The 26,047-nt window shown below is 57.9% G+C and carries 17 protein-coding genes and 2 tRNA genes; 16 read left to right on the top strand and 3 right to left on the bottom strand.

Annotated elements, in window-relative coordinates; genetic code table 11:
* Positions 1 to 2 precede the first annotated feature (2 nt).
* The 7 genes from selA (at position 3) to HKX44_RS02050 (ending at position 11,394) form a co-directional block, all read left to right on the top strand.
* On the top strand, positions 3 to 1,394 hold the full coding sequence (selA, locus tag HKX44_RS02080; RefSeq protein WP_276149643.1) for an L-seryl-tRNA(Sec) selenium transferase: 1,392 nt from the start codon (positions 3 to 5) through the stop codon (positions 1,392 to 1,394).
* Complete coding sequence (selB, locus tag HKX44_RS02075; protein WP_276149642.1) at positions 1,391 to 3,295, top strand: selenocysteine-specific translation elongation factor; 1,905 nt, start codon at positions 1,391 to 1,393, stop codon at positions 3,293 to 3,295. Before selA ends, selB begins: the two co-directional genes overlap by 4 nt.
* A 13-nt stretch (positions 3,296 to 3,308) precedes the next feature.
* Positions 3,309 to 3,402: transfer RNA gene (locus HKX44_RS02070), tRNA-Sec, on the top strand.
* Between the two features lie 369 nt (positions 3,403 to 3,771).
* Positions 3,772 to 5,334, top strand: a complete 1,563-nt coding sequence (locus HKX44_RS02065) for a TlpA disulfide reductase family protein (RefSeq protein ID WP_276149641.1) — start codon at positions 3,772 to 3,774, stop codon at positions 5,332 to 5,334.
* Between the two features lie 24 nt (positions 5,335 to 5,358).
* Complete coding sequence (locus tag HKX44_RS02060; protein ID WP_276149640.1) at positions 5,359 to 5,880, top strand: UGSC family (seleno)protein; 522 nt, start codon at positions 5,359 to 5,361, stop codon at positions 5,878 to 5,880.
* 278 nt (positions 5,881 to 6,158) lie between these two features.
* A complete protein-coding gene (locus HKX44_RS02055) occupies positions 6,159 to 9,722 on the top strand; it encodes a DUF4214 domain-containing protein (RefSeq protein WP_276149639.1) in 3,564 nt (1,187 codons plus the stop codon).
* Positions 9,723 to 9,858: 136 nt separating this feature from the next.
* Positions 9,859 to 11,394 (top strand): AMP-binding protein, encoded by a 1,536-nt coding sequence (locus HKX44_RS02050; protein ID WP_276149638.1) that lies wholly within the window; start codon positions 9,859 to 9,861, stop codon positions 11,392 to 11,394.
* Between the two features lie 79 nt (positions 11,395 to 11,473).
* Here the strand turns inward: HKX44_RS02050 and HKX44_RS02045 are convergent, their stop codons facing one another.
* Positions 11,474 to 12,283: an IclR family transcriptional regulator gene (locus HKX44_RS02045; RefSeq protein ID WP_276149637.1), complete on the bottom strand. Its 810-nt coding sequence runs from the start codon at positions 12,281 to 12,283 to the stop codon at positions 11,474 to 11,476.
* Between the two features lie 146 nt (positions 12,284 to 12,429).
* On the opposite strand from HKX44_RS02045, the gene HKX44_RS02040 reads away from it, so the two are divergent.
* From HKX44_RS02040 to HKX44_RS02005, 8 genes are all read left to right on the top strand, one after another.
* Positions 12,430 to 13,944 carry an ABC transporter substrate-binding protein gene (locus tag HKX44_RS02040; protein WP_276149636.1) on the top strand — a complete coding sequence of 505 codons (1,515 nt, stop codon included), beginning with the start codon at positions 12,430 to 12,432 and terminating at the stop codon, positions 13,942 to 13,944.
* A gap of 90 nt (positions 13,945 to 14,034) precedes the next feature.
* Positions 14,035 to 14,952 carry an ABC transporter permease gene (locus tag HKX44_RS02035; protein ID WP_276149635.1) on the top strand — a complete coding sequence of 306 codons (918 nt, stop codon included), beginning with the start codon at positions 14,035 to 14,037 and terminating at the stop codon, positions 14,950 to 14,952.
* Positions 14,953 to 14,968: 16 nt separating this feature from the next.
* Positions 14,969 to 15,865 carry an ABC transporter permease gene (locus HKX44_RS02030; protein WP_276150781.1) on the top strand — a complete coding sequence of 299 codons (897 nt, stop codon included), beginning with the start codon at positions 14,969 to 14,971 and terminating at the stop codon, positions 15,863 to 15,865.
* Entirely contained in the window at positions 15,865 to 16,881 is a 1,017-nt protein-coding gene (locus tag HKX44_RS02025; RefSeq protein WP_276149634.1) for an ABC transporter ATP-binding protein, read from the top strand. The genes HKX44_RS02030 and HKX44_RS02025 overlap by 1 nt, the downstream gene beginning before the upstream one ends.
* Positions 16,878 to 17,882 (top strand): oligopeptide/dipeptide ABC transporter ATP-binding protein, encoded by a 1,005-nt coding sequence (locus HKX44_RS02020; RefSeq protein ID WP_276149633.1) that lies wholly within the window; start codon positions 16,878 to 16,880, stop codon positions 17,880 to 17,882. The genes HKX44_RS02025 and HKX44_RS02020 overlap by 4 nt, the downstream gene beginning before the upstream one ends.
* A 20-nt stretch (positions 17,883 to 17,902) precedes the next feature.
* Positions 17,903 to 19,459 carry a gamma-glutamyltransferase gene (locus tag HKX44_RS02015; RefSeq protein ID WP_276150780.1) on the top strand — a complete coding sequence of 519 codons (1,557 nt, stop codon included), beginning with the start codon at positions 17,903 to 17,905 and terminating at the stop codon, positions 19,457 to 19,459.
* A complete protein-coding gene (locus tag HKX44_RS02010) occupies positions 19,456 to 20,841 on the top strand; it encodes a M20 family metallopeptidase (RefSeq protein WP_276149632.1) in 1,386 nt (461 codons plus the stop codon). The genes HKX44_RS02015 and HKX44_RS02010 overlap by 4 nt, the downstream gene beginning before the upstream one ends.
* A 107-nt stretch (positions 20,842 to 20,948) precedes the next feature.
* Positions 20,949 to 23,138: an NADP-dependent isocitrate dehydrogenase gene (locus HKX44_RS02005; protein WP_276149631.1), complete on the top strand. Its 2,190-nt coding sequence runs from the start codon at positions 20,949 to 20,951 to the stop codon at positions 23,136 to 23,138.
* A 476-nt stretch (positions 23,139 to 23,614) separates the two neighbouring features.
* Here the strand turns inward: HKX44_RS02005 and HKX44_RS02000 are convergent.
* Positions 23,615 to 23,700: transfer RNA gene (locus HKX44_RS02000), tRNA-Leu, on the bottom strand.
* Positions 23,701 to 23,820: 120 nt separating this feature from the next.
* Positions 23,821 to 25,137 (bottom strand): peptidoglycan-binding domain-containing protein, encoded by a 1,317-nt coding sequence (locus HKX44_RS01995; RefSeq protein WP_276149630.1) that lies wholly within the window; start codon positions 25,135 to 25,137, stop codon positions 23,821 to 23,823.
* Positions 25,138 to 25,307: 170 nt separating this feature from the next.
* On the opposite strand from HKX44_RS01995, the gene HKX44_RS01990 reads away from it, so the two are divergent.
* Complete coding sequence (locus HKX44_RS01990; RefSeq protein WP_276149629.1) at positions 25,308 to 25,982, top strand: DsbA family oxidoreductase; 675 nt, start codon at positions 25,308 to 25,310, stop codon at positions 25,980 to 25,982.
* The last annotated feature ends 65 nt before the right edge of the window (positions 25,983 to 26,047 follow it).

The raw sequence follows: 26,047 nt of genomic DNA, 5'->3' as shown, positions 1-26,047 counted from the left end.
CTATGCAAAAAGACCTTTCCAAGCTGCCGCAAATTCAGACCCTTCTGGAACAGCCTGCCATTTCCGAGGTGATGGCGCGCTATAGCCACGAGGAAACCGTCACAGCCTTGCGCGGGGTCATTGCGGATTTGCGTGCGGGTCTGCTGGCGGGCCACACGGTCACCTTTCCCGATTTTGCCAGCGCCGGTTTTGCAGCACACCTGTCAGCGCAGATAGAGGCCGAACGATCCTCTTCGCTGCACCCGGTCATTAATGCCACCGGCATCCTGATCCACACCAATCTGGGCCGCGCGCGCATGGCCCCGCAAGCGGTAGCAGCGATGCAGGCGGTTGGCGCGACCCCGTCAAACCTTGAGCTGGACCTTGAGACAGGCAAACGCGGTTCACGCCATGCCCATGTGGAAACGCTGATTTGCGAATTGACAGGCGCAGAGGCCGCGGTGGTCGTTAACAACTGTGCCGCTGCGGTGTTGCTTGGCCTGATGGCCACAGCGGGCGGGCGCAGTGTGGTTGCATCGCGCGGCGAGTTGATCGAGATCGGCGGATCCTTCCGCCTGCCCGATGTGATTGCACAAAGCGGGGCAACCCTGCGCGAGGTGGGCACCACTAATAAAACAAGGGTAGATGATTACGCCAATGCGATCGACGGCGACACCGCTGTCCTGCTGAAAAGCCATACCAGCAATTTCAAGATCGTGGGTTTTACCGCTGCCCCCGAGCGGCGTGACCTTGCCAGACTGGCGAAAGAGCGTGACGTGATCCTGATCGAAGACCTTGGTAGCGGTGTGTTGATTGATCTGTCCCCCTACGGTCTGCCGGACGAACCCGTGGTGGCGGATATCCTTAAGGCGGGCGTCAATCTGGTGATGTTCTCTGGCGACAAGCTGCTGGGGGGCCCACAAGCCGGGATCATTGCCGGACGTTCTGATATAGTTGCGCAACTCAAGGGGCACCCTTTGATGCGGGCTTTGCGTGTGGACAAGCTGTCGCTGGCCGCGCTTGAGGCAACCTTGCGCCTGTACCGTCCGCCGCATGACCCGCTAACCTCGGTCCCTGTCTTGCAAATGTTGTCGGCCCCGCTGGACCAGATCGAGACCCGCGCAAGGGCGTTAGAGCAATCCCTTGGCAGCATTGATGGGGCACGGGTCGCGGTGCATGAAACTGCGGCTTATGTCGGCGGGGGCAGCCTGCCGGATCAGGCGCTGGCCAGTTTTGCCGTCTCACTGCGCCTGCACGGATTATCTGCGGAAAAGCTGGCCGCGGCCTTGCGACAGCACGAAACACCAGTGATTGGCCGGATCGAACAGGATCAGGTGATGCTGGACATGCGCACGGTCTGGGACGGGGAACTGGCGACGATTGCGCAAACGGTACAACGGATCGCCGCCAGATGAACACCTGCTGCATGGTGGTGATCGGCCATGTGGATCATGGCAAAACCGCCCTTGTTCAAGCGCTGACCGGTACCGACACCGATCGCCTGCCCGAAGAAAAAATCCGCGGCCTGTCGATCACTGCCGGCTTTGCCCATCACCGCTATCCCGCAGGCGTGGTGGATTTTGTCGACACCCCGGGACATGCAGATTTCATTCAGGCGATGATCACCGGCGCAAGCGGGGCACAGGCCGCCCTCTTGGTGATTTCGGCAACCGACGGCGTCGCGGCACAGACCTTGGAGCATTTGAAAATCGCAGCGCTGCTTGGTGTAGCGCAGGGCATCATCGCGGTGACAAAATCCGATATGCTGTCAGCATCACAGCTGGCCACCCGGGTGGAGGGGATACGGCGTGATCTGTCACAGACGGTTTTTGCACAGGCCCCGCTGGTGGCATGTTCTGTGCGCTCAGATGCGGGAATATCTACGCTGCACGCAGAGATCGAAGCCCTGTTGCAAAAGTGCCGCCCCACAACCAACGCACCTTTGCAGAGCTACTTGCCAATCGACCGGGTGTTTTCCCTGTCCGGCCTCGGCACTGTGGTCACGGGCACCTTGCTGGGGGGCGCGCTAAACCTTCACGACAAGCTTTGGCTGCACCCCGCAGAGCGCCCCATCACCCTGCGCAGCCTTCAAAGCCGGGGCAAGACACGCGGGCGCATCCATGCTGGCGAACGTACGGCGGCGGGCCTGCGGGGGCTGGCGGTTGCCGATGTCACACGAGGATCGGTGCTTTGTGCGCAAGGCGCGCAGCGGGCCACCACTTGCATTGACGTGCGTTTGAACCTGCTGGCCGATATCACCGCGCCACTTAAACACATGCAAGACCTGCGGGTATTCTTCGGGACCACCAGCCATGTGGCCAGTTTGCGGCTGTTTGGCGGTGGCCAGCTTGGCGCGGGGCATTCCGGTTTCGCCCAGCTGCGTTTCAAAAATCCCGTGGTCGGATATGCCGGGCAACACGCGGTGCTGCGCCGCCTGTCCCCTGCTGAAACGGTCTCAGGGGCGGTTTTTCTTGATCCGCAAGCAACACCGACAAAATCACGTGAAGGGATGCGAATGACCGTTCTGGAGGCGGCCCATCGCCAAGACATCCCTGCGATTGCCGCCGCCCTTTGCGCGGCCAATCGGGGTGTCTGTACCATTACGGATGTTGCCCGCCTGTCGCGACGTGACCCTGACAAGTTGCCCCCGGAAATGTTGCCCGGATTTGTCCAGATCACGGCGCAAGAGATGTGCCCTCGGGAACAAATCGACATCTGCACAAAGTACATTTTGGCCGCCCTGCACACCTATCATGCGCAATTCCCCTTGCGCCACTTTGCAGCAAAACCGTCAATTGTCCCCCCCTCTGTCGCACCGGTTCTCTTGCAGCATGTGGAAAGCACGATGATCGCCAAGGGGCTTTTGCATCAGAAAGACGGCAAGCTGGCGGCCTTTGGCCATGACCCGATGGCCAATTTGGACAACAGACAGCGCAGCAGAATGGCGGAGATTGAAACCGCGTTCCGGGAGGCCGGACTGGCGGCTTCACCGCCACAGATCACCGAAGAAAGCGACACGGATCTACTGGTCCTGCTGGCGGATACCGGCGCGGTGCTGGTCCTTACGAATGTTGCTTTAAAACAACGCCTTATGTTCCATAAGGACGCCCTGCACATGGCGGCAGCCAGCCTGCGAAAATCCTTTCCAGCCCCGCAATTCTTCACCACCAGCGCCGCGCGCAGCGCCCTGCATACCAGCCGCAGGATCATTGTGCCGGTGCTGGAATACTTCGACGAAACCGGCGTGACAGAACGTACCGGAAATTTGCGCCGGATGCGCGCAAATCCGGTTCCCCCGCCGTCCGCGCAACGATAGGCTTGCCCCATCTGGAGGTGACCGGAGTCTGGTGGCTTCCCTGGTCTTCAACACCATGGACACGCCTTGCGGCGTGTGGTGGGTTCGATTCCCATCCACCTCCGCCAGACCCCTGAACTGGACATTCCTCATAATTCGCCAGGGCCAGGACCCATTAATCCTGTGCCGTCAGTTTGCCCGATTTTTTCGCTAACAAGGAACATCTGTGCAGGAATAGCGATTCTATTTCAAATAGATGTGACGCCCCCTCTCGGGATCATCCTTTGGATGACCCTGCCGGGCAATGGGAAGCGGGAAAATCCGGCAAACCCGCAGGGCAGTAATTTCACTTCATTTCAGCGTCTTGGACCGCTTGCCAATAGAAACACTATTGACCGCGCGGCCCAAACCATTGAAATTTCGTGAAATTGCCGCTGACGATACAGGATTAATGGGTCCTGACCCTAACACTGCGGATCAAATTGTGAGGGAAAAACATGATCACAGCCGGCTTGACCATAACGCTGGATGATTTGGCGGGAGAGCGGCACAGCTTTGCTGCCGGGCGCGCCCGTCTGATTTGTTTTGTCAAAGAGGATTGCGAAACCTGCAACACCGCCGCCCCCGTGCTTGAAGCGCTTCACAAGGCCTATGGCCACGCAATCGACGTGGCGCTTGTTGCGCAATCCGGCCTGCAGAACGCCACTTTTGCCCAACGCCACAGCCTGACGATGCCGGTGCTGGATGACACCGCCTGTAAAGCGGCCTATGATTGGGAAATCGAAAGCGTGCCTTCGGTCTTCTGGATCGACGAAAACGGCGAAAAACGGGCCCAATTCGAAGGGTTTATCCGCTCAGATTGGGAAACCCTTGCCGCTGACCTGAGTACGCATACCGCCCTGCCAGCGGTGCAAATCGACTGGTCCGGCCTGCCCGCTTGGCGCCCTGGCTGCGGCTCAAAACACCTTGATCCTTCGGTATTTGACCGGCTGAAAGCAGAGGCCGAGAACAGCCCGATCCGCGCAAGGCGCATTGACGTGGCAAGCGGCGACGATGTGGCGGAATTTATGTTCGATCAGGGGTTTTCCGATGGTTTGCCGCTGGTGCCGCCGACCCCTGAACGGGTGATGCGTATGCTGTCAGGCACCCGCCGCAACGCCCAAGATGTGGTCGCAACGGTGGCACCCAATATGGGCGAAGCCACAGTTGAAAAAATCGCCATCAACGCGGTCATGGCTGGGTGCAAACCTGAATACCTGCCCGTGGTTATCGCCGCAGTCGAGGCGATTTGTACCGATGAATTCAACATCCATGGCGTAACGGCGACGACCATGGGCGCGGCCCCTGTCATGGTGGTAAATGGCCCGATCCGCGAAAAAATTGGCATGAATATGAAGCTGGGTGCCTTGGGGGCCGGCAACCGGGCCAACGCCACCATTGGCCGCGCGGTCCGGCTGGTGGTGCGCAATATCGGGGGGGCGTCATCGGGGGGTGTTGAACGCTCGACCCTTGGCAATCCGATGAAATTCACCATGTGTTTCGCCGAATACGAGGAACGCGCAGGCTGGCCCGCCCTTCATGTGGAGCGCGGGTTTGAACCAGAGGATTCTGTGGTCACCGTCTTTGCCATGACCGGCGGGCCGGTGCATATCGTTGATCAAACCTCGCGCGGACCGGATCAGATTGCAGACTCTTTGGGGCTTGGCCTTGAAGGGGTATTTTCACCTAAAATGAAGAACCTGCCCGTCGATGCCCTGCTGGTAGTTTGCCCTGAACATATCGATACCCTGATGCGCGAAGGCCTGTATTCCAAAGATCGGTTGCGGGAGCGTATTCAGGCGGTGACGGCCACCCCTGCGGCTGGAATACGCAATGACGCCACCCTTGCGCTGCCTGCTGATGGCCCTGCCGATACAATCGTTTCAAAATTCGCCAGCACAGATTTTATCCATATCGTAGTGGCAGGATCGGAAGCCGGAAAATTCTCTTCTGCGTTTCATGGCTGGGTAAGTGGGGAAACCGGATCACTCTCCGTTTCCAAAAAGATCGATCTCGGCTAGGCTGGGTTAGAAAGGAGAAATAGCATGGTAACAATTCTTGATCCGACAGACGAACGCACACCGGTTGCACGCCAGATCACCGCACGATCCGGCACGCTTTCCGGTGTTATCGGCCTGTTGGACATCAGCAAGCCGCGCGGTGACGTGATGTTGGACGAGCTTGAGAAACTGCTGGCAGAAAGGGCACCTGACGTCAGCCTGCGCCGTTTCAAAAAGCCTACGTTTACAAAACCCTGCCCTGACATTTTGCGTCACGAAATACGTGAAACCTGTGATTTGGTGCTGGAAGCATTGGCTGACTGAGGTTCCTGTACGACGTGCAGTATGCACGATACAGTCTGGTTTGAAATCCAGGGAATCCCAACAGTCTTCCTCGCCTCCAGCGAGTTTGGTGAAGCCGCCGAAGCGCAGAAAGCCGCGCTTGGCATGGACGATGCACGTTATATTCTGGTGCCACATCCAATACAGGATGCGACCGACGATGAAATGCGGGCCAAAGCCGGCGATGCGCTGGAGCAGATCATCGACGCCTTGACCAAAAATTAGGCCTTGGCCAATAACGAGCGTTCAAGCGCGGCAGTGACCACCACATTGCCGCGCTTCTTTGTGGGCGCATGGCACGCCAATAGGCAACCTAAAAACTCACACAATTTTAGACAGTTATGACGCTTGGCCCAAATCCCCGCACGCCCCTCGACAATTGGAACAAAAAAAGAACAAATTTAGGTTTCACTTAACCTTCGATTAAACCTGCAGGCCTATGAATTCCCTGCCCCTACTGTCCAACAGGACGGTGTCGGGCGCTGCATATCAAGGGGATTATCATGCCGGGTAAGGCGCTTTTCATTGGCCACAGTTTGGTCGGGCCGGTCATGCCCGACATGTTCAACAATTTTATGGCGGATCAAGGGTTTGCCATGCGGGCCGACTATCAGGTTATCAATGGCGCGCCGCTGATCTGGAACTGGAACAACGGGCATACCGCCGAGGGCGTGAATGCACGGGATGTTTTGCCCGGCGGTAGCTATGATGCGGTGATCGTGACTGAGGCCATTCCGCTTGATGATCAAATCCTGTGGAACGACAGCGAAGGCTACGCCAAACGCTATTACGACCTCGCTCAGAGCGCAAATCCCGGAACGCAGTTCTATGTCTATGAGACATGGCATGAAATCGGCGCAAGTACCGCCGCGTGGCGGGCGCAAATCGCCAGCGACCTGCCCAAATGGGAGAGTATTGCCAATCATATCAATGACAATGCCCCAAATGGCGCTGCCGAGGCGTTGATTATCCCCGCCGGTCAGGCCTTTGGGAACCTGCATGACGCGATTGAGGCCGGTCAGGTGCCCGGTTTAAGCAGCATTCGAGATCTGTTTTCCGACAATATTCATCTCAACGAAACCGGCATCTGGTTTGTCGCCGCCTTGCATGCAGAGGTGGTGGCCGGGGCCGATGCGGCAACGCTGCCGCTGGATACGGTTTCTGTCTGGGGCAGCCCCTATGGTGGCCCCGACGCCGCACTGGCCCAAGCCATGAATAGCGTGATTGACCAAACCTTGGACGCTTATGACCGGGACGGTACCGGCGGTAATTCTGGCGGCACCCCCACGCCGGCACCGGTGCCGCAACCGATGCCCGCACCAGAGCCACAACCGGAACCTGAACCGCAGCCAGTGCCCCCCCCTGAACCGCAACCCGCGCCAGCGCCGTCACCGGCCCCTGTGCCCCAGCCCCCCGTGTCGGGCGGTGGCGCTGACACGGACATTCCTGTCGGGCTTGGCTTTGGGTTAAGCCATATTGCCGATTATGCGCCCGCCTCGCCTTTTCTCGATGTCTTCAAATCCTCACGCCCGTTCTTTGGCCATCGCAGTGGCCAATGGGGCGGCATGGAAAACGAAGATCTCGAAGCGCGCGGCCTTTTGGACAGCAACGGCTGGCCAACCGGAATTCCCGCAGGTCTCGACAAAATCGGAACCCTGATCCTGACAGAGTTTCCTGCCGAAATGACTGAAGCGGCGGGCCGGTACCGTGTCACTTGGCAAGGCGACGGAGCGCTGGAAATTGGCCTTGCCGCCTATGATGTCACTTACGGCGAGAACGAGGCGTGGTTCTCATATGCGCCTGACGGCAGCGGCCTTGTCACAATCGACATCCTATCCACCGACCCTGCAAACAATGGCAATTATATTCGTGATATTTCCGTTGTACATCAAGATCATACCACTGCATTTGACGCAGGCGCAATATTCAATCCGAAATGGCTCGACGTCATCGATGACGCCCATGCTTTGCGCTTCATGGATTGGATGAACACAAATAATTCAACGGTCGCGTCCCCGCGCGACATGCCTCAAAGCGCGGATGCTTCTTGGGCCGAGGATGGCGCGCCACTGGAGGTGATGATCCGCCTCGCGAATGAAACCGACACTGATCCGTGGTTCACCCTACCGCATCTTGCCTCTCCACAATACATCCGGGCCTTTGTCAGCGAAGTGCATGACACCCTCAAGGCCGGGCTGACGCCCTATTTCGAATTCTCGAACGAGGTCTGGAATTGGCAGTTTCAACAGGCGCTGGCCGCTGATGCAGAAGGTCAGGCCCGTTTTCCCGGTGTCGGATCGGCATGGGTGCAAAACTATGCCGGCGACGCTGTAGAGATGGCCCAGATCATCGATGAGATCTATGGCGCGGACAATCCCAATGTGATCAAGGTGATCACCACACAGACCGGTTGGCTGGGTTTGGAAAGTGATATTCTGAATGCACCGGATTGGGTTGCTGAAGATCCGGCAGGACGAGTTGCCCCCTCCAACCACTTTGATGCTTATGCCATCACCGGTTATTTCGACGGCGGTCTGGGACGTGGGGAAAAAGGCGGCATGGTGCTGAACTGGCTCGACGAAAGCCTGTCGCGCGCGCGCGCCGATGCCGCGGCACAAGGGTTGTCTGGTCAGGCCCGCGACGCCTATATCAACGACCACCGTTATGATTATGCCACCGGACTGGCGATCCGCGAACTGCGTGACGGATCGGTCAGCGGCGATCCGCAAGGGTCACTCGCTGATCTGGCCCGGCTCTTTGCCTATCACAAGGAACAGGCCGATGCCGCTGGGCTTGAACTTGTCATGTATGAGGGTGGCACCCATGTTGTCGGGGTCGGCAGTTGGCAAGGCAATGACGCTTTGACCGATTTCTTTTCCCACCTGAATTACACGTCCGGAATGGGCCGTCTGTATCAGGAACTACTTCAGACCTGGGTCGATGCGGGTGGCACCCTGTTTAACGCCTATACGGCAGTTGACCGCGCCACGATACATGGCAGCTGGGGGCATCTGCGCCACCTAGATGACAACAATCCACGCATGGATGCGGTGCAGGATTTTCTTGAAATCTTTGCCAAGGGTGAACCATCCAGCCAGGGGTACGTCCCGCCGCCCCCAGACGGGTCTGTTGGTGAAACCTTGAACGGGGACAACGACGACAACACGCTGGACGGTGCCGAAACAGTCGACCAGATATTCGGATTTTCCGGCAATGACATCCTGCGGGGCAATGGTGGCAATGACAGGCTGGACGGCGGCGGCGGCTGGGACTGGGCGCAGTTCTCGGGGTCACAGGAATACTACACTCTCCGACTGTCGCCGAACGGCATCGAAATCGAGGATCGTCGCGCCAGTGGTGACGGCACTGACGTGTTGATCAATATCGAAGAACTGCTGTTCCAAAACCCGGCACAAAACAATGGTGTTACCCGCTTTGATATGTCCGAAATTACCGGTGCCCAAGGTTTGAATACAGCGCAGATGGAAAGCTTCATTGAACTCTACATCGCCTATTTCAACCGTGCACCCGACGCAGTCGGCCTCAACTTCTGGGGCACGGCCTTTGCGAATGGCACAAGCCTGGAGGACATCGCAGAGATGTTCACAGATCAACAGGAAACCCGACAAATCTATCCGGATACGATGAGCGTGGAGGACTTTGCGACAGCTGTTTACAACAACGTGCTGGGACGCAGCGCCGACAGCGAGGGCTTCAACTTCTGGACCGACGCACTTGAAAACGGCACGGTGGCGCGTGGGCAATTCATCCTTGCACTTCTGGATGGTACCAAGACCCCGCCGCAGGGGCAGATGTCGGACAGATTTCAAGCACAGCAGATGGAAGATCAGCAGTTTCTGGCTGATAAAACCGACATCGGGGCCTATTTCTCTGTCCACCGGGGGATGTCGGATGTTTCAAATGCCCAAACTGCCATGGCGTTGTTTGACGGCACAGCCGCAGGATTTGATCGGGCCATCGGCATGGTTGACGACCTTGCCCGCGACGGCACCGACGAGTTCCTGATGCCGCTGGTGGGCGTGTTGGAGGAACCCGCATGGTGGTAACCCGGCTGATCCAGACTGGTGGCCCCCCACCCTTTTGACGTCGCGTCTTTCGACCTGACGGATCAACCCAGCGGCGGGCCCCTTTACTTTCTATCGGCGGGCAGGGTTTCTTGCAGGGACAGCCGAAAGGAAGAACATGACAAAGGCAACGGTCGCGGATTTTGATCAGCAACACCCCCGGGGACAATTGGAAGAGCAAGCCGCACGGGGTGCCAGCGCGCTTTGTGCCTTGGGCGGAGGAGCTGATGTTCCGGTTGCCGTGATCATGCGCAATGACGTCACACAGCTGGAAATCATGCGAGCGGCGGCGCAGGCCGGCACGGTCATTGTGGCCCTGAACTGGCATGGCGAAGCTGATGAAGTCGCAGCAATCTGCGATGACAGCGGTGCCCAGATCGTGATCATTCACCGCGATTTGATCAAGGCCGTCCGCCCCGCGTTGCAAGGGCGCAAAGTTATCGGGGTGACGCCCGGCCCTGCCCTTTGCGCAGCGTACAATATCTCTCCACAAGCGGCAGCAACCGATCCGGACAGCCCGGAATGGAGCGACCTTGTTTTGGCACATGACCCTTTGTCACCTCGCGAAGTGATGCGCCCGCTGATGCGCTATACCTCTGGTTCGACGGGCCGTCCCAAGGGGGTGCGGCGATCAAGTGGTGGTCCGCGCAAGGATTTTGAGGTGGTGTTGACCCGGATTGCAACAGAGATGATGCGCCTTAGACCGGGTGCGCGATACTTTACCGCAGCACCAATCTATCATTCTGCCCCCTCGACACTGACCAGCGCGGCGCTGGTCTCTGAGGCGGTTTCTACCGTCATCGCGCCAAAGTTTGAGCCAGAGAGCTTTCTGGCGACAATCGAGGCACAGAAAATCACCCATGTGTATCTGGTGCCAACAATGATGAGCCGGTTGTTAAAACTGCCCGATGAGGTGAAAGCACGTTACGATTTGTCTTCTATCGAGTTTTGCATTTCAACCGGATCGCCCTGGCCGCATGAATTGAAAACAGCGATGATCGACTGGTGGGGACCAGTGTTCTGGGAAAGTTACGGTGCAACAGAAATCGGGTTTATGACCATCGTTTCTTCTGAGGAAGCTTTGGCAAAACCGGGCACAGCGGGACGGCCGCAAATGGGCTGCACGATCTTGATCCTTGATGAAGCGGGCAGCGTTTTGCCTGCAGGTGAAACCGGTGAAATCTATGCGCGCATGGACGCGTTTGGCAGCTTTGACTATTCGAACGATCCCGAAAGCAGGCAGGCCGCAGAAAAACACGGGCATTGCTCGATCGGGGACATGGGATGGCTGGATGAGGACGGATTTCTATTTATCACAGATCGCAAGAAGGACATGATCATTTCCGGTGGGGCAAATATCTTTCCCGCAGAAATCGAGGCGGTACTGATGCAGGCTCCCTTCGTGCGGGATGTGGCGGTATTTGGCGCACCGGACGCCGAGTTCGGTGAGAAAATTGTTGCCGCCATTGAACCCGTTGACGGATCGCAGCCGAGCAAGGAAGAGGTCGCAGCCTTTCTTGAGGGCAAGCTGGCGCGGTTCAAACACCCCCGGATCATTGATTTTCATACCTCCCTGCCACGTGAGGACAGTGGCAAAATCTTTAAGCCCCGATTACGCGCGCCCTATTGGGAAGGGGAAGGTCGCAAAATCTGACTTCTTTTGCACGGTGGCGTCCCGGTTCGCCCCGTTCCCCGGAACAGACCACATCGCGGGCGCCCCCTTGCTGTCGCGGTCAGACCTGCAAACGCCCAACCTCGTCAGTGTAGCGGCCCGGGCGTACCTGCGGAGCAATGGCATTTGCCGCCTCTAGAATATGAGGAAGTGCTTCTTCCTGAATGCGCGCGGCGGGCCAGGTCCGGGACGGGAAGGAACATTGAACAGCGGCAAAGGCCACATTGTCCGGCCCCACGACCGGCGCGGAAACACCAGTATGCCCAAGCATCGCCTGCCCTTGGGTTTCTGCGTAGCCCTGATCCGCCACCTGATCAATGGCACGGCCAATCTCGTCGCGGTCCAGCGTTGTTTGAGATGTTATCTGTTCAACCGTCCACGTCGCAACAGCCTGCGCGCGATCCGTGGCCGGCCAGGTAGACAGAATCGCCCGCCCCGCGGCAGTCGTCAACGCTGGCAGCCTCCGCCCCACAATCGTACTTGCGAAATGGCTTGTTTTGCCCGGAATGCGGCTGACGTATAAAATGTGATCACCCGAAATTTCAGCCAGATTGGCGGTCGCGCCAAGGTGTTGGGACAGTTCAATCAGTCTTGGCATGGCAAGTTGGATCAACGGGTTCGACCAGAAATAAGTATAGGCCATGCGCAGCCATGCATGCGACGGCCTGAAGCGTTTCGTTTTCGGATCTTTGTCTAACATTCCCTCGACAAACAACGTGTTGGCCAACCGTTGAGTAGCACTTTTATCAAGGCCCGTACGCGCCGCAAGTTCGGTTAGCGACAACTCGGTCGCGGTCTTATCAAAGGCCCGCAAAACAAGCAGCCCTTTGGCCAATGCCCCAACGTAAAGTGTGTTCTGTTTCTCTGCCAAATGCGCTCTCCCCGCTCAATGAAAATTATTTGCCTTGACTCAGACATAGTCTGGCAAGGTATGATTATTAACAATTAGTACCTAGTATCATAATATAATACAAAGACGCAAGGTAAACGTCCATTAAGGACAGAACGGGAGAAGACATGAAACGACATCTATTCAAATCATCCGTGGCAGCAATGGCCGTGACCATGGCGGGCGCGGCCTATGCGGATAAGGCAAGCGATACGCTGTCCGTGGGCTTTACCAAAGAGCTGGAAAACGTCGACAGCTACTTCAACTCGTCACGTGAAGGCGTGGTGATGCAGCGCGCAATCTGGGACGGCCTGATCTATCGCGACCCCGCGACCAATGAATACATCGGCAACCTCGCTACGTCTTGGGAATGGATCGACGATGTCACTCTGGAATTGAAGCTGCGTGAAGGGGTGACGTTCCACAACGGCGAAGCCTTCAATGCTGATGACGTGGTCTATACCGTTAACTTTGTTTCAAAGAAAGAAAACGGTGTCAAAACCCAGCGCAATGTCGACTGGATGAAATCCGCCGACAAGATCGACGACTATACCGTTCGCATCAACCTCAAGGCCCCTTTCCCGGCAGCAATCGAATTCCTGTCCGGTCCGGTGTCGATGTATCCCAACGAATATTACGCCGAAGTTGGCCCAACCGGCATGGGCCTGAAGCCTGTGGGCACCGGCCCCTACAAGGCCGCATCGGTGGTCCCCGGCCAGCATTTTGTGCTGGAGAAAAACGAGAACTATCACGACAGCCCAAAAGGCCAGCCCACCGTCGGCAAAATCGACATCCGCACCATTCCGGATGTGAACACGCAATTGGCCGAAATGTTCACTGGCACACTTGATCTGATTTGGCAGGTGCCGGCTGATCAGGCCGAAAAACTGGGCCAGATGGACCAGTTCACGGTGGTCAATGAAAGCACCATGCGCATCGGTTACCTGACGCTGGATGCTGCGGGCCGCACCGGTGAGGACAACCCGTTCACCAAGCTGAAAGTGCGTCAGGCCGTGGCCCATGCCATCGACAGCCAGACCCTGATCGACGCCCTGCTCAAGGGCAAAAGCAAGGTTGTGCATTCCGCCTGTTTCCCCAGCCAGTTCGGATGTGAACAGGACGTGAAAGCCTATGAATACGATCCTGAAAAGGCCAAGGCACTGCTGGCCGAAGCGGGGTATCCGGACGGGTTCACAACCTCGTTCTACGCCTATCGCGACCGCGATTACGCGGAGGCAATTTCAAGCTATATGAATGCAGTCGGCATCAAGACCGAGTTCAACATGTTGAAATATTCAGCACTGCGCGAGTTGCGGGCCTCCAAGGGGACACCGGTTTCGTTCCAGACCTGGGGCTCCTATTCCATCAACGACACCTCGGCGATCACCAGCCAGTTCTTTAAATTTGGCGATCTGGACGATGCACGCGACGGCGAAGTGCGCGATTGGCTCGATGTTGCCGACAGCTCAACCGATCCTGAAATGCGCAAGGAATATTATTCCAAAGCATTAAAGAAGATTGCCGACGAAGCTTACTGGGTGCCGATGTTCTCTTACAACACCAACTATGTGTTCGGGAACGAGGTCTCTTATACGCCAACTCCGGACGAGGTTCTGCGCTTTACCACAATGACGTGGAACTAATCTGAACCGGGACGGCCGGACAGCATCCCCTGTCCGGCCGTCCTGTTTGTGCGCGCGCGAAAATGATGCGCCTAGAGAGAGATAGCCAACTTGCTAAAATTCATCCTAAAACGTCTGGGCCTCGCCTTTCTGGTCGCGCTCACCGTGTCCTTTATCAGTTTCATCCTGTTGTTCCTGTCGGGCGATCCGGCGGCCGCGCTTGCCGGTGAAGGGGCAACAGATCAAGACGTCCATGCCATCCGCGCCCTCTACGGGTTTGACCGGCCAGTGCTGGTGCAATACGCAAGCTGGCTGTTGAATGCGATTTCCGGCGATTTTGGGGAAAGCTATTACTTCAGAATTCCGGTCGCCAGCCTGTTGGCGGAACGTCTGTCCATCACCATGTTGCTGGGCCTGTGCGGCATCAGCTTCGCCTTGCTGACAGCGGTGCCCCTTGGGGTGATGGCGGCGATCCGGCCAAACTCCCTGATTGACCGGTTTGCCCTGTTTCTGTCGGTTGCAGGACAAGCCCTGCCCTCGTTCTGGTTCGGCCTGATCCTGATCGTGGTTTTTGCGATCAAACTGCAATGGTTGCCGGTTTCCGGCTCGGGCAGTTGGCAGCATTTCATAATGCCGACAATTGTTCTGGGCTATTACGCGATGCCGGCGATCATGCGCTTGACCCGCGCCGGCATGCTTGAAGTGTTGTCATCGGATTACATCCGCACCGCCCGTGCCAAGGGGGCCCCCGAGGGCGTGGTGATGTTCAAACACGCCCTGCGCAATGCGATCATCCCCGTGGTCAGCCTTGCCGCGGTGCAGATGGGGTTCATGTTGGGGGGCTCGATCGTGGTTGAATCCATCTTTGCGCTGCACGGCGCTGGCTACCTCGCGTGGGAAAGCATCTCGCGCAATGACCTACCCACGGTTCAGGCGCTTATCCTGTTGTTTTCCATGTTTTATATTGTGTTCACGTTTCTTGCGGATGTGCTGAACGCTTGGCTTGATCCGCGTATGAGAAGCAGTTGAGGCGCATATGACAAACCTGACAAACTCCCCCGACGCGCTGTTGCAAGAGATCGTCGGCCCGACACCGGGCCAACGCCTGCGCAGTCGCATATTTGGCCACAAGGGCCTGTTGTTTGGCGCCGCCGTTCTTGGTGTGCTGCTGGTGGTTGCGATCTTTGCACCTGTTCTGGCCCCACATGATCCTTACGCCCAAGAGTTGATGGCCCGGATGAGGCCGCCGGTGTTTCTGGGCGGCACTTGGGAACATCCGCTTGGCACTGACCATCTGGGCCGCGACTATCTGTCCCGGCTGATCTATGGGGCGCGTGTCTCCCTTATGATCGGCGGTGTCGCAGCACTGATTTCCGGCGTGATCGGAACCGCCATGGGCGTGGCTGCGGGCTATTTCGGCGGGCGCGTTGATGCCGTCGTCACCTTTCTAATCAACGTCCGTCTGGCGATGCCGGTTGTTCTGGTCGCGCTGGCGGTTGTTGCCATCATGGGCGGGTCGCTTGAGGTGGTGATTGTTGTGCTGGGCTTGCTGCTCTGGGACCGGTTCGCGGTTGTGATGCGGGCCTCGACGCTCCAGGTTCGTGGGCGTGATTATGTCACGGCAGCACAGGCCATCGGGGCCTCTACCCCGCGCATTCTGATGTCGGAAATCATGCCTAACATCGCGAACAATCTGATTGTGGTTGTAACCCTTGAAATGGCCCATGCCATTCTGCTTGAGGCGGTTCTGTCCTTTCTCGGACTGGGTGTTCAGCCTCCCACACCCTCCTGGGGGCTTATGGTCTCTGAGGGCAAGAACATGATGCTGTTTGAACCCTGGCTGGTGATGATCCCCGGTGCGGTACTTTTTGTGCTGGTGCTGGCGATCAACCTGATGGGTGACGGCCTGCGTGACGTGACAGCACCGGAAGGAAGAAACTGATGACACAAGACGGCGCTATTCTCACGGTTGAGAACCTGAGCATTGATATTCCGACAGAGACCGGTACGCTACATGCGGTCCGCAACATCGGATTTGACCTAAAGCCGGGCGAGACCCTGTGTATTGTCGGCGAGAGCGGGTCGGGCAAATCGCTAACCTCGCTGGCGTTGATGGGGCTGCTGGGCAGTTCGATCAAGACCAAGGCAAACCGCATGTCATTCGATGGCATCGACCTGATCCGTGCCGGCAAACGCCAGATGCGCAGCCTGCGCGGGGCACGGATGTCGATGATCTTTCAGGAACCGATGACCTCATTGAACCCTGCGTTCACTATCGGGGATCAATTGATCGAGGCCATGACCCTGCATGTAAAGGGGCCCAAGTCAGACGCTCGCAACCGCGCAATCGATCTGTTGCAAAAGGTCGGGATCACCTCGGCAGAAAGCCGGATGTCACAATATCCGCATCAGCTTTCCGGTGGGTTGCGCCAGCGGGTGATGATCGCCATGGCTTTGATGTGCGGTCCCGAACTGATCATCGCGGATGAACCGACAACCGCCTTGGATGTGACAATTCAGGCCCAGATCCTGCGCCTGTTGAAAGATCTGCAACAGGAATTCGGCATGGCGATGATCCTGATTACCCATGACCTTGGCGTGGTGGCGCGAGTCGCGGATCAGGTGGCGGTGATGTATGCGGGCGAATTGGTCGAAACCGGCCCGACCGCCGAGATATTTGCCTGCCCATCTCATCCCTACACCCGTGGTTTGCTGCGGTGTATTCCCCAACCGGGGAAAACCGAACGCGGCACCCGTTTGGGCACAATTCCCGGCATCGTGCCATCGCTTGTCGGCGACGTCAGCGGTTGCGCCTTTCGCACCAGATGCGCCCATGCACGCGACATTTGCCGTAGTGACATTCCCGAACAAACCGCACCGGGCGAGACACACTCGTTCCGCTGCATCGCTCCTGACGGATTTGCCGGCATGGATGAAACCGAAGAGGCCCGCGCATGACCGGTACAGAAACACCTTTCCTTGAACTGCGAAACGTCACCAAAACCTACAAGATCAAACAGGGTCTATTTGGAGAAACCAAATCACTGGATGCGCTCAAGGACCTGTCGCTGAAACTAAGCAAGGGCGACGTGCTGGGCCTTGTCGGAGAAAGCGGATGCGGTAAATCCACGCTCGCCAAGATATTGCTGGGGCTGGAGGCCCCGACTTCGGGTCAGGTGCTGGTGGACGGCACGCCGATTGGCGGCCACGACCGTCTGGCGCTGGCGCGGCGGATTCAGCCGATTTTTCAGGATCCCTATTCCTCGCTGAACCCGCGCAAGACCATTCAGGATCTGATCGCCCTGCCCCTGCGTGTGCATAATGTCGGGGATGAGGCCAGTCGCACCAAAGCGGTGCGCGAAATTTTGGATGTTGTCGGTCTGCCGTCCCGGGTACTGACCAACTACCCCAGCCAGATGTCCGGCGGTCAGCGCCAGCGTGTGGCGATTGCCCGCGCCTTGGTGATGCGGCCACAGATCGTGATCTGCGACGAACCGACATCGGCGCTTGATGTCTCGGTCCAAAGCCAGATTTTAAATCTGTTGGGCGATTTGCGCAGCGAATTCGGCCTGACATATCTGTTCATCAGCCACGATCTGGCGGTGGTCGAGCATCTGGCGACGCAGGTGGCGGTGATGTATCTGGGGCGGATCGTCGAGGAAACCGATGCCGCTGCGCTGTTTGACAACGCCCGCCATCCCTATTCTCAGGCCCTGCTGAAATCTGTTCTGACGCCTGATCCAGCGATGGAGGTGCCCGACACCCAGCTGGGCATGGCCTATCCCAACCCGATTGACCCGCCGTCGGGCTGTCATTTTCACCCGCGTTGTCCGCGGGTCACGTCGCTTTGCAAAACCCAGACGCCGCGGCCGGTTGTGGACACACAGGGGTTGGTGGAATGCCACCTGCATGATCCTCAGGCCAATATGACACCGGCACGTCAGGAGGCCCTGACGTGAGCCGCAACCTGTCAACCTCTATGCAGGTTTCAAAAACCGTTATCGAAACCGAATTCGGTGTGGTCGCAGCCCAACACCGTGTCGCCGCAGAAGCAGGTGCTGCCGTCTTGGCCGCAGGTGGGGATGCTGTAGATGCAGCGATTGCCACATCTTTTGCCATCGGGGTTGTTGAACCCTGGATGAGTGGCCCTGCCGGTGGTGGCGGGCTGATGCTGTGGCGTGCGGATGAAGGGCGCGCCCATGCGCTGAACTATGGAATGCGCTCGCCCGCAGCACTTGATCCCAAAGATTTCCCCCTTAGCAGCGATGGCACGTCCGACGACCTGTTCCCGTGGGATGCCGTCGAAGGGGAGCGCAATGTGCAGGGGGCCACAGCCGTTGCCGTTCCCGGTCTTGTCGACGGTATGGGCAAGATGCACGCGCGCTTTGGCACAATGCCCTGGGCCGATTTGCTGGCCCCTGCCATCAGGCTTGCGCGCGAAGGTCTGCTGGTAGACTGGTTTGCTGCCCTGAACATTGCCTCTTCTACCCGCGTTCTGGCACAAGACCCTGATGCTGCCGCCCTGTTCCTTGAGGACGGGCAATGGCCCACGGTATCGGGTTGGACCGCACTGGCTGACAAACGGCTGGACATGTCCGCCATGGCCCGCAGCCTGCAAGAAATTGCAGATCAGGGCGCGCGGGCAATGTATGATGGCGATCTGGCGCGGATGCTGGCGCAGGATGTGCAGGCCAAAGGCGGGTCGCTGTCTGCTGATGATCTGCACAGTTACCACGCCTTTTTCAGTGATCCCCTATCGTTTGAGTATCGCGGCACGCAGTTTGATGTACTGCCCGGGCTGACCGCAGGCCCAACGATGCGCGACGCACTGGCTGTAATGGCGACCCGCGACCTTGGTGATACCCCTGATGGTGCCGCTTATGGTGCCTATGCCGACGGGCTGAACGCGGCCTATGCCGCACGTCTTTCAACCATGGGTCATGACGGCGAAACCCGCGGCAACGAAGGCTGCACCACGCATTTCTCCGTTGTCGATAAACAGGGCAATATGGTCAGCCAGACGCAAACCCTGCTGTCGATTTTTGGCAGTCGCGTGGTCTCTCCCTCGACCGGTTTCCTACTGAACAACGGGATCATGTGGTTTGATCCAGTGCAAGGGCGGCCCAATTCGCTGGCCCCGGACAAACCCTGTTTGATGAATGTCTGCCCGGCCTTGGGATCAAAGGGCGAGAACCGGTTTGCCTTTGGCGCCTCCGGTGGGCGCAAGATCGTCTCGGCTGTGACACAGCTTGCCAGCTTTGTCGCTGATTTCGACATGGATCTGGCCGATACCTTTCACCAACCCCGCATTGACGTATCAGGCGGTGACACCATTGTCGCGGATGAGACCCTGCCCGACACAGTGATCAACGCTTTGCGCGACAAGCAACCGGTCGTCACCACCAAACGCACTATTTTCCCCTATGCCTTTGCCTGCCCTGCCGGGGTAATGCGCAGGGCCGGCAAGAACTCGGGTTGCACCGAAATCATGTCACCTTGGGGGGACGCCATTATGGAAAACAAGGAACCAGCATGAGCCGCAAAGACGCGATTGAACACGCCATTGATTACTTTGAAACAGGTCAATTGCAGACCGACCTTAGCCGGCTTGTCGCCTTTGAAACCGAAAGCCAGAATCCGGAAAACCGACCTGAACTGCGCCGTTACCTTGACGAGGCCATGATCCCGCGTCTGAACGCCCTTGGCTTTGACTGTGCGATACATAAAAACCCCGACCCCAATGGCGGACCGCTGTTGGTGGGTACCCGTATCGAAGACCCCGCGTTTACAACTGTCCTGACCTACGGGCACGGCGATGTAATCCGCGCCCAGACCGACGCATGGCGCGAAGGGCTTGCCCCCTTTACGCTGGTGGAGGAAGATGACCGCCTTTATGGCCGCGGCACGGCGGACAACAAAGTTCAGCATCTGATCAACATTGCCGCCTTAGAAAGCGTCGTGGCCACGCGCGGCAGTCTTGGCTTTAACGTCAAAATCGTACTGGAAACCAGCGAGGAGATCGGCTCTCCCGGGTTGGCCGCGTTCATGGAGGCCAATAAGGAAGTGCTGGCCGCGGATGTTTTGATCGCCTCGGACGGCCCCCGGTTGCGGCCAGAGCGGCCAACAATGTTCATGGGCGCAAGGGGCGGAACCTCCTTCGACCTTTGTGTCGATCTGCGCGACGGGGCCCATCACTCGGGCAATTTCGGCGGGCTGCTGGCCGATCCTGCGATGATTTTGTCCCATGCCATCGCCAGCATCACCGATGCGCGCGGCCAAATCCAGATTCCCGAATGGCGCCCCGACAGCCTGACCCAATCGGTCCGCGATGCGTTGAAAGACCTGCCAATCACCGAAGGCAGTTCCCCAAAGGTAGATGAAGACTGGGGCGAAACCGGGCTGACCCCTGCCGAACGCGCCTATGGCTGGAATTCATTCGCGGTTCTGGCGATGAAAAGCGGCGTGCCCGAGGCCCCTGTGAACGCGATTTCCGGCCATGCCCGCGCCACCTGCCAGCTGCGCTATGTTGTGGGTACGGACCCTGCCGACATCATCCCCGCGCTGCGCCGCCATCTGGACGCACTGGGGTTTGATGCGGTCCGTATTGAACAGCACGACCGCGGGTTCTTTCCCGCCACACGGCTTGATCCAAGCGACCCTTGGGTCACCTATGTGCGCGACTCGTTGATTGAAACCACCGGGCAAACGCCGCACATCCTGCCCAACCTCGCCGGCTCCCTGCCGAACGATTGCTTTGCAGATATCATGGGCCTGCCAACCGTCTGGATTCCACACAGCTATCTTGGATGCAGCCAACATGCACCGGATGAACATGTGTTGAAACCGGTCTGCCGCAGCGCCATGTCCGTGATGGCCGGTCTGTTCTGGGATATCGGCATGGGATCACCACAGCACTAAAGAGGCGCGGTTTTCGCTCTGCATACTACAGTATACTATCGACCTTCCCCCTTGGGTACGCTATGGACGGCGCAACCGTCATTCACGCCATACTCAAGGGGTTTTCCATGTCAGATATTATCTACACCAAAGTCGACGAAGCACCGGAGCTTGCATCGGCCTCGTTCCTGCCAATCATCCAAAAGTTTGCAGCAGCGGCCGGTGTCTCTGTCGGCACAAAGGACATCAGCCTTGCGGGCCGTATCCTCGCAACCTTCCCCGAACATCTGAGCGAAGAGCAGCGCCAGTCTGACGATCTGGCCGAGCTGGGCCGTCTGGTAAAGACACCCGACGCCAATGTCATCAAACTGCCCAATATCTCAGCCTCTGTGCCGCAGCTGGTGGCCGCGATCAAGGAACTGCAATCGCAGGGCTTCGCCCTGCCCGACTATCCCGAAGCACCCAGCACAGATGCGGAAAAGGCCGTGCGTGCGAAATATGACGGCATCAAAGGCTCGGCTGTGAACCCTGTTTTGCGCGAAGGCAACTCTGACCGACGCGCCGCCAAAGCGGTCAAGAGCTTTGCCCAGAACAACCCGCACCGCATGGGCGACTGGGTTGCTGACAGCAAAACCCGCGTTTCCTCCATGTCGGAGGGCGATTTCTTTTCCAACGAAACTTCTGCCACGCTGGACGCCGAAGCCACAGTAAAGATTGTTCTGGAAACAGAAGGCGGCGAAACCGTTCTGAAAGAGGGCATCACCTATCCTGCCGGCACCGTGGTGGACGCAACCTTCATGAGCGCGGCGGCCCTGCAAGACTTCCTTGCTGAACAAATCGAACAGACCAAAGCCGACGGCACACTGTTCTCGCTGCACATGAAAGCCACGATGATGAAGGTCTCGGACCCGATCATCTTTGGCCATGCGGTCAAGGCATTTCTGGCACCCGTATTTGAAAAACATGGTGCCGCGATGGCCGATCTGGGCGTGAACCCGAATTCGGGCCTTGGTGATCTTCTGGCCCGTGTCAAAGACAACGCCGCCATCATGGCGGATATCGAGGCCTGCATGGCGGCGCGTCCACCGATGTATATGGTTGATTCCGACAAGGGCATCACCAACCTGCATGTCTCGTCCGACGTCATCATCGACGCGTCGATGCCGGCGCTGATCCGCGCAGGTGGCAAAGGTTGGGGACCAACGGGCGAAGAATCCGACGCCAATTGTGTGATCCCTGACAACTCCTATGCGCCGGTCTATGACGAGACGATCAAGTTCTTCAAAGAAAACGGTAAAATGAACCCTGCCACAGCGGGCACCGTTCAGAACATCGGCCTGATGGCGCAAAAAGCCGAGGAATACGGTTCCCACCCCACCACCTTTGAGATTGCCGAAGCCGGCACCGTCAAGATGATCCTCGAGGACGGCACCGTGCTGCACAGCCACAAGGTTGAGGCTGGCGACATCTGGCGCTCTGCCTCTGCGCGCAAGGCCCCGATCGAAGACTGGGTAAACCTTGCCATTGACCGCCAGAAAGCCGAAGGCTGCCGCGCGATTTTCTGGCTGGACGCGGACCGCGCCCATGATGCAGAGCTGATCAAATACGTCGAACCGATTTTGCAGGCCAAAGGTGTTGCAGATAAGTTCGAGATCATGGCTCCGCGCGCGGCCACCCGCGCCTCTTTCGAAACCATCACCGAAGGTAAGAACACAATCGCCATCACCGGTAACGTGCTGCGCGATTACCTGACCGATCTGTTCCCGATCCTCGAACTGGCCACTTCTGCCAAAATGCTGTCGATTGTGAAGCTGATGAATGGCGGCGGGTTGTTTGAAACCGGTGCCGGCGGATCAGCCCCCAAGCACGTGCAACAATTGCAGGAAGAAAACCATCTGCGCTGGGACAGCCTTGGCGAGTTCTGTGCGCTTGGCGAAAGCCTGACCTTCCTTGCCGACGCTAAGGGCAACGAGAAAGCCCGCGTATTGGGACAGGCGGTTGATGCCGCAACACAGGGCATTCTGGATCACGGTCACTCGCCATCGCGCAAGGTGGGCGAGCCTGACAACCGCAACAGCCACTATTGGTTTGCACGCTATTGGGCCGAAGCACTGGCGCGCCAGAACAGCGATGCCGAACTTGCCGCGCATTTCGCACCGATTGCCGAAGCCCTGGCAAGCGGGGAAGAGCAAATCTTGTCCGAGCTGGCCGCAGTGCAGGGCCCAGCGGTTGATCTGGGTGGGTATTACCACGGTGACGCGACCAAAACCGCAGCGGTCATGCGCCCCTCTGCGACGCTGAACAACATCATCGGGTAATCCCATTGACCTAAAATCAAAGGGCCGCGCATTTCCCCGAATGCGCGGCCCTTTTTACTGTTGGCTCTATGCACCCATTTGCGTTTCAAAAAGGCGGGCTGCTTCAGGCTCAGGAGCCATTAACAGTGCCCCGTCATCGTTAATTTCGCTGCTGTCTGCGGCACATCTGCTTGGGAAAAAACACTATTTCCGCATAGAGGTTTCTTGCGCGCAAATAAATCTAATGAACTGGCGGTGCAGAGTTAAGCCGCTGGTGTGGGGCGGATTCATAAGTCGCCCTTATAAAATCGTAGTTCGTGAAGGGGATACCGGATGATCAAAGCTGAAGAAATCAAGGTGACGAAATTCGGCACCGCAACGCGGATTCACCGCAGTCAGATCGCACCGCAAGTGCAATCAGCTTCGACGGTCAATTCGAGGGTCGAAGTTTGACCACTTCACAAAACCCCTTATTTACATGAAAGAAAGGAGTTAATTGGTGCGGTCGGAGAGACTCGAACTCTCACGGGTGTTACCCCACAGCGACCTCAACGCTGCGCGTCTACCATTCCGCCACGACCGCAAGCCATGGTATGCGCGGGGTTTAGCGGGGAATGCGGGCCTTGTGAAGAGCAAAAAGTCACGAAAAATCCCCGCAGCCTTTCAGCCACGGGGACAAGCGTGAAACCCGGTCTCGATCCGGCTATTCGCTGATCGAAAATGTCGGCAATCCCGTGCTGGACGCAGCCTGCGGCTGTGGGAACGTGGGAACCGAGGCGGCACCGGTGATGCGCTGGGATGCCGCGCGGATCAACTCTGTCCGCTCGGGCTGGCCCGGTACAAAGACCGTGGCTGCACCCGAATCTGCCGCTGCGAGCCCGGCCTTATACCAATCCACGGCTTTGTCCGCCCGCTTGGCCGTGCCGAACCCCTGACTGAGGTGGTGGCCCATCAACTCGCCGTAGACCCCCTCGCCCATTGTATAGAGCAGCAGGGCAGACCCGACCGCCACCTCCATGTTGTCGGTGCGGTATCCGACCCCCATGCAGATCCGCGCAGTTCCGGCCAGCTGTGCCGGCGACATACCAGTGGTCAGGACAAAGGACGAAACGTCGGCCACAACCGCATCACGCGATTTGAGCGACAGCGACGAGACGTAATCTTTCATCGCGGGACCGAATCCCGCGCATTGCTGAGCGATTTGATCTGGTGTGAACCCCGGAATTTTTCCAACCAGCTCTTCGGACCGGGCGATGGCATAGGTCCGGGCCAGACAGAACTGTTCGTTGATGGCGACGTTCGGGTCGGACATGCTGGCCAAAGTTGTAAAGCCGCCATTGGTATTGGTGATCAAAGAAACAGTATTGCAATGCGACGCAAGCGAGGCCTGTGAGGCGGCCCCCATAAAGCTGGGCAATGCGGTCGCCGATGCAGCCGCGGCGGCGATCACCGGCGTGGTCGGGGCCGGCTGTGGCACGGCCTGAGGTGCCACCACAATAGTTGTTTGGGCGGCTCCATTGCCAGCAGGGGACTGGCCGGCCATCTCGGCGCGGTAGGTTTTCAGCAATCCACGGGTGCCGTCCGGCGTGGCAGCGACCTGTTGCTGCACGGCGTATCCCCCTGCCTGTGCGCGGTTATAACTGGACACCAACAGGTTGTTTTCAAAAGCAGACAGCTGGCCGGTGACGGGATAGCCCAAATAGGCCTGATATTGTGAGACCGCGTTACGGGTTTTTTGGCCCAGCTGGCCGTCAACAGTACCTGCGTTGAAACCAAAATAATTTAGCGAAGCCTGAATGTTGCGCCCCTCCTGCGTGGATGGCAGGCGAGAGCGATAGGTCTTCTTTTTGTACCGCTTTTGTGTGGTACGTGTTGTGCGTTGCTTCTTGGCATTGGCCCCGACAATCCCGCCGATGATCGCACCGGCGATAAAGTCGCCAGCGTCGGCTTGTGCCGTCTGGGCAGGTACAAAGGCCAGAGACGCCCCAAGCAGGGCTCCGGTGAAGGTTTTAAAATTCATAAGAAAGGCTCCGACTAAAATGACTCGTTGTTGTCGCTGGAATTTTAGCACAGCTGCGCCCATCACCAAAGGTTGTTTGCGAAATTTCACGCAACCATGGGCAGAGCGCGCCTTGAAACCACCAAAAAAAGTGTCACCTTGTGAGCGTAGGCACGAAAGGAGAAAGCGATATGTTGGAAACACCGCAACACGGTGATGCACCCGTGGTTCAGGTTGATATCGTGTCCGATGTCATGTGCCCGTGGTGTATTGTCGGTTACAAACAGCTTGAGCAGGCATTGGGCATGGTTGGTGTTGGTGCCTATGTGCGCTGGCATCCGTTTGAGTTGAATCCGGCCATGCCGCCAGAGGGTCAGAACCTCACCGAACACATCACAGAGAAATACGGCAGCACAGCCGAACAATCAGCCCAGAACCGCGCCCATCTAGAGCGTGTCGGGCAGGATTTGGGGTTTGTGTTCAATTTCAGCCCAGACAGCCGCATCGTAAACAGCTTTGCCGCCCATCAACTGCTGGGCTGGGCGCAAAAACAGGGGTTGCAACATCCGCTGAAACTGGCGCTGTTCTCGGCCCATTTCACAGAGGGTAAAGATGTGTCTGATATCCCGACCCTATTAGATTGCGCAGAAACCGTGGGATTGGACCGTACCGCTGCTGAGGAAATGCTGACCAGCCAGAGCATGGCAGAAGAAACCCGTGCCCATCAGCAATTCTGGACCGAACGCGGTGTCTCCGGTGTCCCCTCGATGGTGTTCGACGGGCGGTATATGCTGACGGGCGCGCAAGGGGCCGAGACCTATGCCCAAATGCTACGCAAGGTATTGAGCGAGAAAGAAGCCGCATAGGATCTTACGGACAGGACCAGATGGCGATCTGTGTCTTGTCCGTGTCCCCTGATGAGGTGCCCATC

Source organism: Sulfitobacter sp. M05, assembly GCF_029285175.1.
In the GTDB taxonomy this organism is placed as follows: domain Bacteria; phylum Pseudomonadota; class Alphaproteobacteria; order Rhodobacterales; family Rhodobacteraceae; genus Sulfitobacter.
Note: the sequence above shows the minus strand (reverse complement) of the source record. Positions and strands in the feature narration are given on the sequence as shown.